This is a genomic window from Micromonospora sp. C97, assembly GCF_018070385.1.
Lineage (GTDB): Bacteria > Actinomycetota > Actinomycetes > Mycobacteriales > Micromonosporaceae > Micromonospora > Micromonospora parva.
The window spans coordinates 23,989-41,027 of the sequence record NZ_JAGPXU010000005.1 but is presented as its reverse complement, the minus strand read 5'-3'; the positions used below and the strand labels follow the sequence as shown (position 1 = coordinate 41,027).

Genomic DNA, 17,039 nt, shown 5'->3' with positions numbered 1-17,039 from the left:
ATGAAACATGCCCTGCACCGCCTACGAACGGGGGCGGTCGCGCTCGCTGCCTGCACACTCGGGCTGAGCCTACTGTCGGTACCCGCCGCCGAGGCGTACTCGGTTGCCCCTCTCGCGCCATCATCCGAGCGGGCACCGGAATCGAACCAGTTCTCGGCAGAGGGTGTGACCACGATCGGCGAACTCCGCACCGTCGGCAGCTCGCTGTCCTACGCCCCCAACGGCGGGACACAGGTCATCCAGCACCCCGGCGCCACCTACATCAAGGTGCACTTCAGCTCACTGCGACTGGCCGAGGGCGACTACGTCACCGTGTCGAGCCGCGACGGCAAGGAGAGCTACCGGTACGACCGCCACCTGAACCGGGCGACCGGCTCGGACTACACCACCGACGGACAGCCGGGCTTCTGGGCGATGTCGGTGGACGGCGACACCGCAGTGGTGACACTGCACAGCAGCCGCCCCGCACGGGGCAGCGCGGCCACCATCGACCGGTTCTGGCGCGGATACGACCGCACCGAGGTCGCCGCGCACAACTTCTCCACCCAGTCCGTGTGCAGCACCGACGCCCGCCGCGACGTGGTGTGCTACCAGAACAGCCACCCCACCGAGTACGCCCGCGGCAGGGCGGTGGCGCGGTTGCTGATCAGCGGCGGTGGAATGTGCACCACCTGGCGGGTCGGCAACACCAACCGGATGCTGACGAACAAGCACTGCTTCTCGACGCAGTCCGCCGTGAGCGGCAGCGAGATGCAGTTCAACTACCAGTGCGCCACCTGTGGCGGTGCCAATCCCAGCGCTGGCACCAAGGTCAGCGGTGCCACCCTCTACAAGGTGAGCAGCGGCGGCTCCAGCCAACTCGACTACACCCTGTTCTCGGTCAACAACTTCGCCGCCATCCAGGGCTTCGGCACGCTGTACCTGGCGACCACCGCCACCAGCAACGGCACCCGGATCTACATCCCCGGGCACGGCGACGGCAGCCCGAAGCGGCTGTCGATCTACGAGGACGCCCAGAACGGCGCGACCTGCGCCGTCCGGAACGCGAACTACAACACCTGGAACATCAGCTACAGCTGTGACACCTCCGGTGGCAACTCAGGTTCACCGGTGCTGAACGCCAGCCACCGCGTGATCGCCCTGCACCACCTCGGCGGTTGTCCGTCGAACCAGGGCGCGAAGGCGCACCTGATCTACAACGAGATCGCCAGCCTCATCGACAACGGCTGAGGGGGTGGGCCGCCGATGCGCGCTCGGCGCCTTGGCGGCCCATCGGCACCCGTGCTGCCGTCCCGCTGGTCGTCGACGACGGCGGCCAGCGGGTCGGGCGCTCGCCGTACCGAGACGCGTGCTGGACGGGTCAGCAGGCCCTAGCCGAGCAGCGTCGCGGCCCCGGCCACTGTGGCCAGTGACAGCGTCGTGGTCACCAGCACCGCCCGGTTGGTCACCGCCTCGCCGACGCCGTACTCCTGGCTGTAGATGAACGTGTTCTGCGCCGTCGGCAGGCCCGCACACACCACCACGGCGAGCAACTGTGGCGCGGACAGGTGCAGGGCCAGCCCGGTCACGTACGCGACGACCGGCTGTGCGACGAGCTTCAGCATGGTGATCACGGCCAGCTCGGCCAGCCCGGCTGGCTCCGCCGGCTCTACCCGCTCCGCCGGCTCTACCCGCTCCGCCGGCTCTACTCGTGTCGGCGCCGGAGCGTGCAGCGACGCGCCGAGCGCGACCAGCGCGGCCGGAACGGCGGCTGCCGAGAGCAGGGTGAGCGACGCGCCGGCCGCCGACGGCAGTCGCAGGCCGGCGGCCGAGCACGCGACGCCGAGCAGCGACGCCAGGATCACCGGGTTACGGATCGGCAGGGAGGCGATACGGCGGACGCGTACCCGCCCGGCCGGGTCGCTGTGCCGGTCCAGGGCGACCAGGATCACGGGCGTCACCACCAGCACCTGCAGCAGCACCACCTCCGCCAGGAACGACACGTTGCCGAGGACCTGCGTGGCGATCGGGATGCCGAGGTTCGCCGAGTTCACGTACCCGGCGGCCATGCCCCAGATCGGCCGTTCGCCGGGCCTGCGACCAAACAGCCAGCTCGCGCCGACCCACCCGAACCCGACGACCGCGACGGTGCTCACTGCGAAGGCGAGCAGCGAGCGGCCGTCGAACACGGACAGCGGCATTCGGGACAGGGCCAGGAACAGGGCGGCCGGCATCGCAAGCTGGAACACGAACCGGCCGAGCACCGACGCCGCCCCCTCGCCCAGCGGGCCCCAACGACAGGCCGCGTAGCCGACCGCGGTGAGAATCCAGATCGGTACGAACGCCGACACCAGGCTCATCCGGGCGTCACCGGTGGGCGGCCGTGGCGAGAATGTCGTCGGGCTGCCGCAGGGGGAGCGCGGTTCCGTCCAGGCCGCCGGACGGCCAAGGGTTGTTCACGTGTACGCCGATCGGGAGGCCACACGTTCAGCCTCGCATCCCGTTCGGACCGGGCAAACATCCCATCCGCGGCTGCGCGGGGCCATCACCAGCGCGTACGTCTGCCGCCGTCCGGTGCCACCCCCGCGTTACGCCCGCAGTTTCCTGGATGCCGTCCGGGCGTGCCGGTGAGAGGGCAGCAGATCGTGGCGGCATTAGGCGGCTGACAACGGTGGCGGCGGCCGGGGCCACGCAATTCCTGCGCCGCTGAATGATGTGAAACCGCAGCCAGTCGGGTGTCACACCACGACCGCCGCTTCGGCACCTTGTCGGGGCGGTGGCACCGCTGTCGGGGTGTCGTGGAGCGGACGCGACAGCACCGGTGGCGGTTGCCCGGTGGCCGTACCGGCCACCGTGTCCCGTGCCGCGCCGCCCGCCCGCACCTCTGGTCGGCAGGTCGCCTCACCACCGGATCCGGCCGGCTGTCAGCGGTGCCGGAGTGGGCCGCCCGGCCCCTAATTACGAAGCCTGCAAGAAGGTGGTGAAGGTGAACTATCGGAGCAACTTCCGGAAGCAAGCGACAGTGGACATGACGCGGCTGTACAGGCCAACGCCATTGTCACTAAGGTGTAATAGCGGCTAGTCTGTGCCGATCAGGCGATCGAACCTCGTCGAAACTTTCGACGAGGCTACCGTTACGGAGAAGCGAAATGACGACCGCAACAAAGAGTCCGGCAGCGGCCGGGCCCCACGGCGGCGAGGTGCCTGGCCGGCTGATCCGAAACCCGGTCCTTCCCGGCTTCAACCCCGACCCGTCGATCTTGCGCGTCGGCACTGACTACTACATCGCCACGTCAACCTTCGAGTGGTACCCGGGCGTCCGGCTGCACCACTCGACCGACCTGGTGCACTGGCGCCCGCTCGGTGGCGTCATCACCGAGCGGCGGCTTCTCGACCTGAGCGGAGCGGGCGACTCCAACGGCGTGTGGGCGCCCGATCTGTCCTATGTGGATGGTGAGTTTCATCTCCTGTACGCCGACGTGGCGAGTTTCGCCAGCGGATACTGGGATCCGCAGAACTATCTGGTGACCGCGAGCGACCTCGCCGGTCCCTGGTCCGACCCGGTCGTGCTGCACGGGCGCGGGTTCGACCCGTCGCTGTTCCACGACGAGGACGGCACCACCTGGATGCTGTCGATGGTCGCCGACTGGCGGCCGGGCCGGGATCGGTTCGCGGGCATTCAGATCCAGCAGTACGACCGCGAGGCCCGTCGCCTGGTCGGCACCGAGCGGACGATCTTCCAGGGAACCACCGCCGGCGTCACCGAGGCACCGCACGTGTACCAGAAGGACGGCTGGTACTACCTGCTGACCGCGGAGGGCGGCACCTCCTGGACGCACCAGGCGACGATGGCCCGCGCCCGTAGCCTGTTCGGGCCGTACGAGGCCCATCCGGACGGCCCGCTGCTCACCTCGCAGGGCCGTCCCGAGCTGGAGCTGCAGAAGTCCGGTCACGGCAGCCTGGTGTCCACGCCGGACGGGCGTTGGTACCTGGCGCACCTGACGGCCCGGCCGTACACCCCCCTCGGCCGGTGCGTGCTCGGCCGGGAGACCGCGATCCAGGAGGTGCACTGGCCGGAGGGGGAGTGGCCGCGCATCGAGGACGGGATACCGGCGGTGCTCGTGCCCGTGCCGGGCGAGGCTGAGCCTGCGGCGGATCTGCCGGAGGAGCGCGACGACTTCACCGAGCCGGTGCTCGGCCCCGAGTGGTCGACGCTGCGCCGTCCCGCCACCGCGGACTGGGTGGATCTCACCTCGCACCCCTCGATCCTGCGGATTCACGGCGGCCAGTCACCGGTCGGCCGGCACCGTCCGAGCCTGGTCGCGCGTCGCGTCACCGCGCAGCAGTGCGAGCTGACGGCCGCCATGCGCTTCGAGCCGGCCAACTACCGCCAGCTCGCCGGCGTCACCGCCTACTACAACACCCGCAACTGGCACTACGCCTACGTGACCGCCGACGACGACGGCCAGCCGGTGCTCGAGGTGATGTCGTGCGACAACGGCCGGCGGGTCATGCACGACGCGTGCCACGTCGACCTGCCGAGCGCGGGCGACATCACGTTGCGGGCCACCTTCGACGGCCCGAGTCTGACCTTCGCCTATCAACTGGCCGGCGAGGCGCGCTGGGTCGAGCTGCCGGCAGAGCTCGACGCCACCATCCTGTCCGACGAGTACGCCGCGACCCTGGTCGATGGTGAGCCGGAGGGCTGGGGCTTCACCGGCGCGTTCGTCGGCCTGTGGGTTCAGGACCTGGGTGCCGAGGGCGTCTACGCGGACTTCGACTGGGCGTCGTACCGCCACTGGTGAGCACCCGCCGACGCGAGCGCGCCCGCCGCGCCCGTCGCCCCGCACAGCCGGGCGTGCGCCGTCCAGCGGTGCCACGCCCGGCTGTCGTTGCGCGACCGACCGGCGGGGCGTCGGTTGGTGCCGACCTCTTGCCTGCTGGCGACGGCGACAGTGGCAACCATCGCTGCCGGCTGCCGGGATTCTGTGCTGAAAAAGGGGTACGGCGCGTGGAAATATAGTCGACGTCCGTCGATCGACTGAACGGGGATCACCGTGACGACACAGTTGTCCAAGGCCACCGCCCTACCGGGTCCGACCGGTCATCCGCTCCTCGGCATGTTGCCGGAACTCCGCCAGGACCTGCTGGGATCGATCCTGAACGGCTTCCACAGGTACGGCGACGTGGTGGCCTACCACGTCGGGCTGCCACGGGGGCCACGCGCCGTCAGCGTCGACGTGGTGAACGTGCACCACCCGGACGGCATCCACCAGGTCCTCACCACGCCCCAGGTCTTCAGCCGTCGCGCGAGCGCGTACGAAATCCTTCGGGAGTTCATCGGTGAGGGCCTGCTGACCAGCGACGGAGACCGCTGGCTGCATCAGCGGCGGACGCTGCAACCGCTGTTCACGCCGCGCCGGGTGGCCCGCTACACCGAGCTGATGGCCGAGGAGGCGGCCCGCGTCGTCGACGACATGGCGGTCACCGCCGGGTCCGTCGTGGACCTCTACCAGGTCATGCAGCGCTACACGATGCGGGTGGTCGGCCGGGCGCTGTTCGGTGACGACATCGACGAGGTCGTTCCCCGGCTACAGGAGCTCATGCCCATCCTTGGCGACCTGGCGCTGGCACGCGCCCTACAGGTCGTCAAGCTGCCGCTGAGCTGGCCGACTCCACGATCGCGCCGGATCACGCAGGTCCGCGCGACCCAGTACGACATCATCGACCGCATCATCGCCGCCCGGCAGCGAACCGGCGGCGAGGAGACCGAGGACATGCTCAGCCGGCTGTTCGCGGCCAAGGATCCGGAGACCGGGCAGACCCTGTCCATGGAGGAGATCCGCGACCAGATGCTCGTGTTCCTGCTCGCCGGGCACGAGACGACCTCGGCCGGGTTGGCCTTCACCATGCATCTGCTGGGTCAGCACCAGGAGGTGCAGGAACGGGTCGCGGCAGCGGCCGGCACCGGCGACCAGGAGCTGGTGCGGGCCGCGATCATGGAAGGCATGCGGCTGTACCCGCCCGTGTACAGCATGGAGCGGATGGCCGAAACCGACGTCGTGGTTTCCGGACACCGCATTCCGGCCAATACCAAGGTGGTGGTCGCCCCCTGGGTCACGCACCGGCATCCGGAATTCTGGCCCGACCCGGAGCGCTTCGCGCCGGACCGGTTCCTCGGGCAGCAGGACCGACCGCGCTACGCCTACTTCCCATTCGGTGGCGGCCCGCGCAGTTGCATCGGCGAACACTTCGCGCTGCTGGAGATGACCGTCCTGCTGAGCGCGTTGCTCACCCGATACCGGGTCGACACGCGTGGCGAGCGGCTGGAGGTCGTACCAATGGTCACGCTGCGTCCGGCCGGCGCGGTCCGGGCCACGCTGACCGTCAGGTGACCTGATGCCCTGGCTGATCCGGACCGGATCAGCCAGGGCGCCGTTCGGTTCCGGGTCCGACTGTCGCTACGTGACCCGCGTCCCGTCACCCGTCGCGACGGGCAGCGGTTCAGCGGCCGGCGTCGCGGCGGCCGCAGGGGCAGCCGCCGGTTTGCGGGGCTTGGCGAACCGGCGCATCATCGGCCGTTCCACGCCGACGTGAAGCAGCGAGGCCAGGCCGAGGGTCACCAGGTAGGCACCGATCATCACGCCGAGCGCGGCGGCGACGCCGAAGCCGTTCGGAGCCATGTTGGCGGCGCCGTACAACACCAGGATGTGCAGGAGGTAGAAGGCGAAGGACGTGTCGCCCAGCCAGCCGGTGACCCGCCCGCGCAGCGGTGAGCGGTGGCCCTCGACGTCCGCCCGGGCCGCAGCGGCCACCAGCAACGCGAGCGGGATGACCATCGCCGCGACGACCGAGTAGAGCAGCGGAACGACCTCGGAGAGGCCGTAGAAGGCCAGCGTGACAAGTGCGGCGCCGGGAAGGCTCAGTCTGATCCACAGCCCCCGCATGACGAGCTGGGCGATGACGATTCCGAGGACGAAGTCCAGCATCCGGATCATCGGAAACTGTTGGACGAACCAGAACTGCGGAAATGCCGCGTCCGCGTAGGTGTACGTCGGCTCGGCCGGAAGAAACGCCAGGGAGAAGGCGGGCGCGACGAGTATCGCGGCGACGATGCCACCCGCGAGCGACCAGAGCCAGGTGGCGTTGAGCCGTCGGATGCCGGCGAGCACCCACGGGAACGACGCGTAGAAGAAGATTTCACAACTCAGCGACCAGCTCGGCGGGTTGACCCCGTTGAAGATGAACTCGTTCGGGATCCAGCTCTGCACCAAGGCCAGGTTCGCCACCGTCGGCCACAGCGGCGCGCCGCCCCGTACCAGGATCAGTAGGAGGATGAACACGGCGCAGACGACCAGGTGGTTCGGCAGGATCCGGGCGGCCCGGCGGCGCCAGAACCGGCGATTCGGCTCGTGGTCGGGAGCCGACCAGGTCAGGACGAAACCGCTGAGGATGAAGAAGAAGCCGAGCGCGGCGGAGCCGGTACGGCTGAGAACGAGGTACCACCAGTCGTCGATCCGCTCGTCGGCGAAGAAGCCGAACAACGTCGTGTGCGAGAAGAAGACAGTGACCGCGGCGAGCCCCCGCAGACCGTTGAGGGTCGGCAGTTGCCGGGCCATCCGTCCCGCCTGCGGGGTCATCGGCGGCCACCTTCCGTCGTTTCGGACATCTCTCGGCGTACCGGCCGGCGTGTCCGGAACGCCTCCTCGGCGATGTCGGCCGCCCGTCGTACGCCGTCCAACTCCGCGATCCGGCGCTTGTAGTGCTGCGCCTTCGCCCGGTAGGCGGGGTCGCCGCTCACCGTGTCGATGGCCGCCCGCAGCCGCGCCGGAGTCACCTTGTGCACCGGGATGAACTCGCCGGCGCCGAGGTACGTGAGTCGGGCGGCCACGCCCGGTTGGTCGTTGCCCACGGGCAGCGCGACCATCGGCACGCCATGGGCGAGCGCTTCCAGTGTGGTGTTGATGCCGGCGTGCGTGATGACGAGAGACGCCCGTGCCAGCAGATCGAGCTGGGGCGCGTACCGGACCACTATCGGGTTTCCGGCAAGGCCGGTCGGGGGTTCGACGTCGGTGCTGCCGAGGGAGATGACCAGTTGCGCGTCGAGTCCGGCACAGGCCGTGGCGATCGCCTCGAATATGTGCGGGAGGCGGTTCTGGAGGGTGCCCATCGACGCGTAGATCAACGGGCGGTCGTCGAGCTGCTCCCACGGGAACGACACCGGCTCGGTGCTGTCCTCGTCGTGGAACGGCCCGGTGTAGTGGAACGAGTCCGGCAGGCGGGTGCGGGGGAAGTCGAAGAACGGCGGTTGTTGGGTGATCTGGGCCAGATCCGAGCCGTCGTTCACACTTTTGATCAGCGGCAGGCCCCACGCGGCACGACGGTCGTTGATCCGTTGCAGCACCGGCCGGATGACCCAGGCAATCACCTGGTCGCCCACCATGTTGCGCACCCGCGCGAGCGGCGAGGGATGGTACGGCCACGCCGTCATGAACGGCGGCACACCGGGCTCGGTGTTCAGCGCCAGCGCGTTGCACACGTTCACGACCGGAATGTCGAGGTGGTCCCCGACGGTGTTGCCGGCGCCGTAGACCTGGTCCACCAGCAGCGCGTCGATGCCGTGCCGCTGCACCAGGACCGGCAGGTCCCGCAGCAGAACCTCGACCTCGCGCACGTACCCTCGGACGATGAAACGCACCGCGGCCAGGCCGGTCAGCCGACCCTGCTCCTCGGAGAAGCGCGCCAGTGAGCCCACCGGAAACTCGCGCTCGCCGATCGGTGCGAAGGCGAACCTGGCCGTGAACGACTTCGTTCCGGCGTCCGGCAGGGAGATCAGGGTGACCCGGTGGCCCCGCCGGAGCAGTTCTCTGCCGAGCGTGGCCATCGGGCTGAGTTGGCCGGTGTAGTCGGGAACCACGAGTCCGATGTGGAACATGGTCGGGGCACTCACGTGTCGCTCCCTCGCTGGGTTCATACCACCGTCGTCAGGCAGGACGGATGTATCGAAAACTCGGCCGGGGTGTATCCGACGATCTCGCCGTCGACCTCTACCGGCAGCGGGCTGTCCGCGTCGACGCACACGGTGCGGACCTCCTGCCGGTGGATCGCCGGATGTCCCGCTGCGGCCCCGCGGAACACCTGCCACATCAGCCCGGCCACGCCGAGGCGGCCGACACCCGACACCCGCACCGCGTCCAGGTAGCCCGCTGGCGGGGGTTGCGTGCGGCCGAAGGTCAGCCCACCGGCGAAGTACGGCACCTTGAGCACGGCGAGATTGCTGATGCTCTGGTGCGACGGTTCGCCGTCGAGTTCCAACCGCACCGCCACCGGCCGCCAGCGGGCCAGCGTCCGGATGCTCGACGCCGTCTCGGCGAGCTGGAGGTTGAGTCGCTTGAGCACCCGGTTGACAGGTGTCTTCTCGGTGAACCGCTGGCCGATCACGCTGATCAGCCCGACCGTGCAGCTGACCAGGAAGTACCGCTGGTCCCGGGTGCCGTCGGGCCGGGTGAAGGTCACCGTTCCGACGTCGGTCTCCCGGTCGCGGGTGCGGTCGAGCAGGTCACCGAGGTCGGTGACCGGCCGCAGGCCACGAGCGAAGTCGTTGCAGGTGCCAGCCGGCACGTACGCCAGCCGCACCTTCTCCCCGCCCGCCTCCAGCACCCCGTTGGCCACCTCGGACAGCGTGCCGTCGCCGCCGATCGCCACCACTGTGGCGTACCCGTCCTCGACCGCCTGCCGCCCGAGGGCGATGCCGTGCCCGGGATAGCGCGTGGACCAGCACCGCGCCTCGGGCAGTTCCGTGGCGATCCGCCGCATGATGGTGTCCCTGCGCTGGACACCGGACGCGGGGTTGGTGATGCAGACGACCGGGTCGTTCTCATCGGCTGCCATGCGCCTGCTCCAATTCCAGTTCCGCCATGGCGAGGCTCAGCGCCTCCTCGAAGCCGTACCGGGGTGAATAGCCGATCGACCGGATCCGGCCGACGTCGTACCGCATGCCTCCGGCGACGGACCGAACCGCGTAACGGGTGAGCAGCGGCCGGCCGGATCTGATGCCGATGCCGGCCATCCCGGCGAGTTCGGACACGGCCCCCGCGGCCAGGGCAGCGCCGAAGGGGACCGAGGTGGTCGGCGGCCGTGCCCCGATCCGTTCGGCCACCGAGGCGAACAGCTGCCCCAACGTCAGGCCGTACGAGTCACCGACGATGAACCGGCCGCCGGCGCAGCTGGCAGTGGTGCCGGCCAGCACGATCGCGTCGGCCAGGTTCGCGCTGTACGTCAACTCGATCGGCGGTAGCCCACGGTCGAACTGGACGAGCTGGTTGGCGCGCAGCCCGCGCACGAGCTCGGGCAGGAAGGTGCGGTCGCCGGGGCCGAAGACCCAGGCGGGGTACACCACAGTGACATCGAGACCATTCCCGTGGTACGACCACGCCAGGTCTTCGCCGGCAGCTTTCGACAGCGGGTACGGGTAGCGCGGCACCCGCCGTGGCGACGCCTCGTCGATGACCTTCCTGGCGTGGAAACCGAAGACGTCGACGGTGCTCAGGTAGACGAATCGGGAGACGCCGCAGCGCCGCGCCTCGTCCAGCACCGCCCGGGTGCCGTCCCGGTTCACCTGCCAGATGCGTGGGCCGGGTCGCCAGTCGGTCAGATCGGCGGCCGCGTGCACCACCAGGTCGACGTCCGTGCAGGAGCCGCGCAGCGACTCCGGGTCGGTCAGGTCACCACGGTGGGCCGAGTACGTCGCGTCGTCCGGCGCGGGTGCCCGCACCAGCCCGCGTACCGACCAGCCCTGTTCCCGCAGGGCTGCGGCGACCGCGCGGCCGACGCAGCCGGTGACGCCGGTCACCAGAGCGAGACCCGACCCCATCACGAACCCTCCGCCAGCAGGGCCCGCAGGTCGGTGAGCAGCGACCCGGCCGGGTCGAGTGCGCGCATGCGCGTCAGCAGGTTTCGCAGTTCACGGCGCTGGCCTGACTCGTCGACCATCAGCAGCTCCGGACCGGCGACGAGGTGTCCGACATGAAACGGACGCAGTCCCTGTTGCGTGAGCGCCTGGGAGCACGCCTGGGCGTCGGCGGGATCGATCGCGTACAGCAGCTCGAACTCACCCCACTCGGCGGCAGCCGAACACCACCGGGGGAGGCCCGCCGAGTCGGCGACGGCGGAGACGATCGGCGCGTACACCTCGTCGTGCAGCATCACCTCGGCCCCCAGCCCGTTGACCTCGGCGAGGCTGACCGCCGCGCTCAACAGACCGTCGCTGGTGTCGATGCACGCCCGGGCGTAGCGGCGCAGCGGTTCGCACGCGGTCACCCGCGCCTCAGGTAGCCACGGTTCGCCCGCGCCCGTACCGCCCAGTGCCAGCGCGCGGAACCCGACCGCGTTGCCGGCTCCGATCGGGCCGGTCACGTACAGCGCGTCGCCGGGCCGGGCACCCATCCGGTTCAGGATGGATTCGCGAGGGACGGTTCCCAGGGCGCACGAGGTGAAGCTCTCCTCGTTGGCCCAGTTGGTGTCGCCACCCACGATGTGACAGCCGTACCGCTCGGCGGCCTCGGATGCGCCGCGCCCGAATTCACGGGCCTCCTCGAGGGTCCAGCTGTCCGGGCGCAGCGAGCAGGAGATCAGCACGGCGACCGGGTCGGCGGCCACCGCGGCGAGGTCGCTCACGCTGACGGTGGTGGTCAACCAGCCCTTCGCGTACGGCGTGGTGGCGGTGGCCAGTTCGGCTCCGTCGTTCAAGGTGTCGACGGTGACCGCCAGGAGCCCGGCGGCGCCCAGGTCGAGGAGTTCGGCGTCGGCCTCGAAGGCGTTGTTGAGTTGCCGTGGCGACCGGGTCATGCGCTCGCGGATCGCCATGATCAGGCTGCTCTCGGCCGCGCTCAGCGGCAACCGTTCGCGGGCGGTGGAGGTCATGTCACGCCTGCCGGGAGGACTGGGTCGCCCGCAGCGTCAGCTCCAGGTAGACCATCATCGGAACGCCGACGATGAGGAAGAGCGTCGGTCGGTGCAGCGCGCCGAGCGACAGGAAGAACAGTGTGGTCGCCCTGATGAACCAGACCAGTGCCTCGTACGCCCGGGTCTCTGGCGCCCGGTTGATTGTCACGAGGCTCTGCGTGAACCCGAGCGCGGACGCGATGAGCAGCACCCAGCAGACGATCTCGGCGTAGGCACTCGCGCTGTCGGCCTCCGCCACGGCGGCGGTGCCCGCCGCTATCACCGCCACGACCGGAAATATCACGGCAATCCGGCTGGAGGCCCTGGTGCCGATGGCCACCGGCAGCGTGCGGTAGCCGGCGACCCGGTCGCCCTCGATGTCCTTGAAGTACCCGACGAGGCAGAAGCCGCTGAACGTGACAGCGACCAGTGCCGTCTGGAACCACGTCACCGCCGGGATCTCGAGCCATCCCGCGTCGGGTCGGACGGCCACGGCGCCGAGCACCGTGAACAGCGCCATGTCGACGCCGTTGACGAGATTGCCCAGCATGGGGATGCGCTTGGTCCACGAGTAGACCAGGTGCCCGCCGATCGCGATGACGCTCCACAGCGCCAGCGTCGGTGCGACCACGATCGCCACCACCATCAGCGCAGCGGACAGCGTGAGCGTCAACGCCAAGCCGATGTGGGGGTTGATCAGCCCGGTGACGAACGGACGGTCCGGAGCGTTGACCGCGTCGGCCTCGCGGTCGAACCAGTCGTTGATGACCACGCCGACGCCGTATCCCAGGGTGCAGAACAGCAGCCCGATCACGATGCTCGCGGCGTTGGCCCCGGCCGGCGGTGCGGTCATGCCGACCAGACCTGCCGACAGCGAGAAGGGCACGAAGTGCAGGCGCCACATCCGCGCCCAGGCAACCACCAGGTCCCAGGTCCTGACTGCGGGTTCGAGCTGGTTGACGGTCATTGGTCCTCCACTGACATCAGGTCGCCGACCTCGGCGAACGCGGCGACGACGCGCTTGAGCTGCTCCGGTGTGTGCGTGGTGGAGAAGCTCGCTCGCAGCCGGGGCGAGGCGGCCGGGGGGATGACCGCGTTGACGTAGACGCCCCGGTCCAGCAGGTTGCGCCACGCGAGCAGGGTCTGCGGTACGCCGTCGAGCCGTACCGACACGATCGGCGTTTCGCTCGGGACCGGGTCGTAGCCAAGGGCCATCAGCTCGCGACGCACGTACGACGCGTTCTCCACCGCCTGCTGGCACAGCCCCGGCTCCGCCTTCAGGATGCGCAGCGCGGCGTACGCGGCGGCCAGGCTGGCCGGCGGGGCGGACGCGCTGAAGATGAGGCTGCGCGCGTGGTGGCGCAGGTACTCGATCACATCCGCCGGGCCGGCCACGGCACCGCCGATCGACGCCAGCGACTTGCTGAAGGTGACGGTGATGAGGTCGACCTGGTCGGTGACGCCGAAGTGCGCGCTGGTGCCCCGGCCGTCGGCCAGTACGCCGATGCCGTGTGCGTCGTCGACGAGCAGGCGGGCCCCGTACTGCCGGCACAGCCGTACGACCTCGGTCAACGGGCACAGGTCGCCGGCCATCGAGTACACCCCGTCCACGACGACCAGCCGGCCGGCGTCCGAGGGGCTGGCTGCCAACTGCCGCTCCAGGTCGTCCATGTCGTTGTGGGCGAACCGTCGCGTCTTGGCCCGGCTCATGCCGCAGCCGTCGTAGACCGAGGCGTGCGCCTCACGGTCGAGGATGACCACGTCGTGACGCGACAGCAGGGATGCGATGACGCCGACGTTCGCCTGGTAGCCGGTCGGAAACACCAGTGCCGCCGGCATACCGAGGAAGTTGGCCAGCTCCTGCTCCAGTGCGTCGTGCAGCGGCGTGTTGCCGTTGAGCAGGCGCGAGCCCGTGCGCGATGTGCCGTACTCCTCGATCGCCGCCTGCGCCGCGGCCTTCACGCGCGGGTCGGAGGTCAGCCCGAGGTAGTTGTTCGAGCCGCACATGAGGATGTCGCCGTCGAGTGTCTGCGCGACTGTCGCGTCGTGCCCCTCGAAGGGAATGAAGTACGGGTAAACGTTGGCTGCGCGAGCCTCCTGGCTCTCGGTGTATGACTGGCAGCGACCGAAGATATCCACTGTCACCACGGTTCGCGAAACCCCTCTCATCTGGTGCCCCGTGTGCATCGGGCCGTTCAACGGACCTGCTGCTCCAGTAGTCGGCACAATCGCTCCGGACAGTGGCGCGCCGGCGATCGGGATCGGCCAGCACGTAGCCACTGTGCGGAGGGAGGTGGCCGGTCGTCTCACACCCGCTGGTGCCGCCGGCTCGCAGGCTGAGCCAGCGCGGGGACGCCGCGGCGCGGCTCGGTGAACCGCAGCGCGAGGGCGTTCCTCGTCCCCGGCGGAGTGAGGGCGACGTGTGTGCAGAAGACGGTCGAAGGTGCTGCTGATGCGCCTGGCCCGGCCGGCCGGCCCGACGAGCGACGGAACCGACGCGGGCTCCCGGCCTTGGACACGCCGCCGGGTGCGATGCCGGCGGCGTTGCTGGTATCGCCGTCCGACCGCCGTGAAGGCGGGAATGCCTGCCGGGCCGTCGCGGCCTGCAGTGCGGTCCGAGGCTGGCGCGCACCAGCCGACATCACGCCAATAGGCTCGTGAAGGTCGGCACTGGCCTTGTCATCGTGTTTCGCCGCATTCCTCTGGCGCAGTGGCAAGAATCCAGGGATGTGGCGCTATGGCAGCGCAGGAAAAGTGGTATTGCAGCGGCAGCGCATAGTTCATTACTCCCCCCGATCCGCTGGCTGCATTCACCAGCGGCGATCGCTTGACGATCTCTCTGGAGCAGGATGCTACGCCGGATCCGCAGCGCACGTCCAGCCCAATGTGGTCGTCGGATCCGCCCGGACACCGCGCCTCAGCTGCCTTGCGGGAGTATTGCGCCAGGTGACAAGCGAGTGGGCGGGATCGAGCGCCATCTCCACCCGTTGGGCAAGATCAACGAATAGGCGTCAGTGAAAGTGGCGGCCCACCGCGAGGCGTCGCCGCTGTGCGCCAGTGTCGCTGCGGATCGACGGTTACTACGGGTAGTCGCTGGCGGCGACCGGCTGCCGTGGGTCGTCGAATCCGGCATGGACGGCATTGAGCTGGTTCGCTTGCTTCCTGACCTGGTCGGGGCGGTCGCGACGGCTCCTGTTTGCCCTATTTGGCCGTCATGCGATGGCGGCGAATCTCCGCATGGATGTGGATAATGATTGATCGTGGCGCATCGCAGCAGACTCTCGACGATCCTGATTGACGTACCCCGAGGTGAGGCACCGGCAGCTGCCGCCTTCTGGTCGGAGGCCCTCGGCGTGCCTGCCCGTACGGTCCCCGACGAGCAGCAGTTCACCTCCCTGCACGGCGCACTGCCCGGGCTGGTGCTGGCGGTGCAGGCAGTGGATGACCAGGCTCGCTACCACGTCGACATCGAGACCGACGACGTCGAGGCGGAGGCCCGCCGACTGATCGCCCACGGCGCCGTCGAGGTCGGTCGCTGGCTGGAGTGCGTAACCCTGCGGGCCCCGGGTGGCCATCTCGTCTGCGTAATTCCGTGTCACACCGATCCGGAGACCTTCGAGTCTCTTTCCCAGGCGTGGGAGTAGGCGCGGACCACGATTTTATCGCGGCGTCGTTAATGCACAGCACCGTGAGGTCCGGGCCGAGCGAAGGAACTGTTCTGCGCATTTCTCGGCGGGCGGCCACCTGAACCGACGCGGCCCACCTCTCGTGCTGTTCGTAACAGTCGCAGGGATCTGATTCCGCCGCGAATCTGCTGGGGGAATCGCCATCCACCTGGTGGGCCCGCTGCGGTTTGGGGGAGTAGGTAGGCGACGGTCGCCGTCATTTCGTCAATACCTCCGACGCAACCGATCGACGTCGCCCATTAATGCGTTCCGGGCGTGTGCCACGCGAAGGCGCTGGTCATTTTGGCACCACTGCGCTCCTCGTCAGGCCGCGTCGTCCCACGTCGTGGGCCAGCTGATGAGTGAATACCTCCCGCCCGGGAGTCGTCACCCGGTGCGCGATCAAGCGGTGGAAGCCCATTGCGGCGACGATCGAGGAGATGGTGACGACGCGTCCCCGCTCGATCATCGCCAGGGACGACCTGTCCGCCACATATTCACCGCCAGCCGCCGGGCACGTCCGCCAGGGTCGTGATTACCGGCCGGGTCGCTGCCGCTCCGGGTGTGCCCCGCCCGGGATCTTCAGAACAGCGAGAAAGGCGTTTACCGCGGGGGTCCGGCCCAGGCGACTCCAGACGAGGTGCTCGACCCGGGCCGGCGCGTCGGCGACCGCAATGGTGGTCACCCCATTGAGTCGTGGCACGTAGGCGGAGGGGAGCATGGCGACGCCGAGACCGGCAGCGACGAGGTCGGCCATCAGGTCGGCGGCGGTCACTTCGAACGCGACGTCGCGGGCGAGGCCGGCGGCGGAGAACGCCTGATCGGTCTGGGCCCGCCCGGCGCTGCCCACCGGAAAGTCGACGAAGACCTCGGCGGCGAGCCGGTCGAGGTCGACTGCCGGTTCCTCCGCGAGCGGATGGTCCGGGGCGACCACGGCGACGAGCCGGTCCCGGGCCAATTCGTGCACGTCGACGCCCTTTGGTTGCACCGTTTCCGGCAGCCCCAGGAACGCCACGTCGATGACGCCCTGCCTGACCTGCTCCACGAGTGCGTCGCTCCCGCCGACACGGAGGCCGACGCGAACGTACGGGTACCGCTGGCGGAACGCGCGGAGGGTGGCCGGAATGTCGACGGCCGCAACCGTGGGGATCAGACCCACCCTCAGTCGTCCCCGTACCTCTCCCACCGCCGCCGCGACCTCGGCGGCCGCGCGTTCGGCGGCGTCCAGACACTGGCGGGCGGCGGGGAGGAACGCCGCGCCCGCCGGGGTCAGCCGCACTCGGCGGCTGGTCCGCTCGAAGAGCCGCGCACCGAGTTCCCGTTCCAGCCGCGCGATCTGGTGACTCAACGCGGACTGGACGACCAGGCACCGTTCGGCGGCCCTGGTGAAACTGCTCGTCTCGGCCACGGCGAGGACGTAGCGCAGTTGGTGAAGCTCCACCGATCCATCTT

General features: G+C 69.4%; 13 protein-coding genes. 4 read left to right on the top strand and 9 right to left on the bottom strand.

What is annotated here, in order from left to right; all coding sequences use genetic code 11:
- Positions 1-165 precede the first annotated feature (165 nt).
- The gene (locus tag KBX26_RS09855) at positions 166-1,230 is read left to right on the top strand and encodes a serine protease (protein ID WP_245233513.1); all 1,065 of its coding nucleotides are present in this window, start codon (positions 166-168) and stop codon (positions 1,228-1,230) included.
- Between the two features lie 140 nt (positions 1,231-1,370).
- On the opposite strand, the gene KBX26_RS09850 is transcribed toward KBX26_RS09855, so the two are convergent.
- Entirely contained in the window at positions 1,371-2,339 is a 969-nt protein-coding gene (locus KBX26_RS09850; protein ID WP_210865240.1) for an AEC family transporter, read from the bottom strand.
- A gap of 789 nt (positions 2,340-3,128) precedes the next feature.
- Between KBX26_RS09850 and KBX26_RS09845 the strand changes: the two genes are divergently transcribed.
- Positions 3,129-4,784, top strand: coding sequence for a glycoside hydrolase family 43 protein (locus KBX26_RS09845; protein ID WP_210865239.1), 1,656 nt, complete (start codon positions 3,129-3,131; stop codon positions 4,782-4,784).
- Positions 4,785-5,036: 252 nt separating this feature from the next.
- Positions 5,037-6,374: a cytochrome P450 gene (locus KBX26_RS09840; RefSeq protein ID WP_051708158.1), complete on the top strand. Its 1,338-nt coding sequence runs from the start codon at positions 5,037-5,039 to the stop codon at positions 6,372-6,374.
- A gap of 66 nt (positions 6,375-6,440) precedes the next feature.
- Here KBX26_RS09840 and KBX26_RS09835 read toward each other — a convergent pair whose 3' ends face one another.
- Genes KBX26_RS09835 through KBX26_RS09805 form a run of 7 tightly spaced genes read right to left on the bottom strand, consistent with a single transcriptional unit; the run spans position 6,441 to position 14,061 of the window.
- Positions 6,441-7,619: an acyltransferase gene (locus KBX26_RS09835; protein WP_051708157.1), complete on the bottom strand. Its 1,179-nt coding sequence runs from the start codon at positions 7,617-7,619 to the stop codon at positions 6,441-6,443.
- Positions 7,616-8,929, bottom strand: a complete 1,314-nt coding sequence (locus tag KBX26_RS09830; RefSeq protein WP_209444477.1) for a glycosyltransferase — start codon at positions 8,927-8,929, stop codon at positions 7,616-7,618. Before KBX26_RS09830 ends, KBX26_RS09835 begins: the two co-directional genes overlap by 4 nt.
- 20 nt (positions 8,930-8,949) lie before the next feature.
- Positions 8,950-9,870: a diacylglycerol kinase family protein gene (locus tag KBX26_RS09825; protein ID WP_030328433.1), complete on the bottom strand. Its 921-nt coding sequence runs from the start codon at positions 9,868-9,870 to the stop codon at positions 8,950-8,952.
- Positions 9,857-10,852, bottom strand: a complete 996-nt coding sequence (locus KBX26_RS09820) for an NAD(P)-dependent oxidoreductase (RefSeq protein ID WP_030328432.1) — start codon at positions 10,850-10,852, stop codon at positions 9,857-9,859. Before KBX26_RS09820 ends, KBX26_RS09825 begins: the two co-directional genes overlap by 14 nt.
- Complete coding sequence (locus KBX26_RS09815; RefSeq protein WP_030328431.1) at positions 10,852-11,901, bottom strand: thiamine-monophosphate kinase; 1,050 nt, start codon at positions 11,899-11,901, stop codon at positions 10,852-10,854. Before KBX26_RS09815 ends, KBX26_RS09820 begins: the two co-directional genes overlap by 1 nt.
- A 1-nt stretch (position 11,902) precedes the next feature.
- Positions 11,903-12,889, bottom strand: coding sequence for a UbiA family prenyltransferase (locus KBX26_RS09810; RefSeq protein WP_030328430.1), 987 nt, complete (start codon positions 12,887-12,889; stop codon positions 11,903-11,905).
- Positions 12,886-14,061: an aminotransferase class I/II-fold pyridoxal phosphate-dependent enzyme gene (locus KBX26_RS09805; RefSeq protein WP_210865238.1), complete on the bottom strand. Its 1,176-nt coding sequence runs from the start codon at positions 14,059-14,061 to the stop codon at positions 12,886-12,888. The genes KBX26_RS09810 and KBX26_RS09805 overlap by 4 nt, the downstream gene beginning before the upstream one ends.
- 1,121 nt (positions 14,062-15,182) lie before the next feature.
- Here KBX26_RS09805 and KBX26_RS09800 point away from each other — a divergent pair.
- The gene (locus KBX26_RS09800) at positions 15,183-15,566 is read left to right on the top strand and encodes a VOC family protein (RefSeq protein WP_030328428.1); all 384 of its coding nucleotides are present in this window, start codon (positions 15,183-15,185) and stop codon (positions 15,564-15,566) included.
- 556 nt (positions 15,567-16,122) lie between these two features.
- Here KBX26_RS09800 and KBX26_RS09795 read toward each other — a convergent pair.
- Positions 16,123-17,028, bottom strand: coding sequence for a LysR family transcriptional regulator (locus KBX26_RS09795; RefSeq protein ID WP_051708156.1), 906 nt, complete (start codon positions 17,026-17,028; stop codon positions 16,123-16,125).
- Positions 17,029-17,039 lie beyond the last annotated feature (11 nt).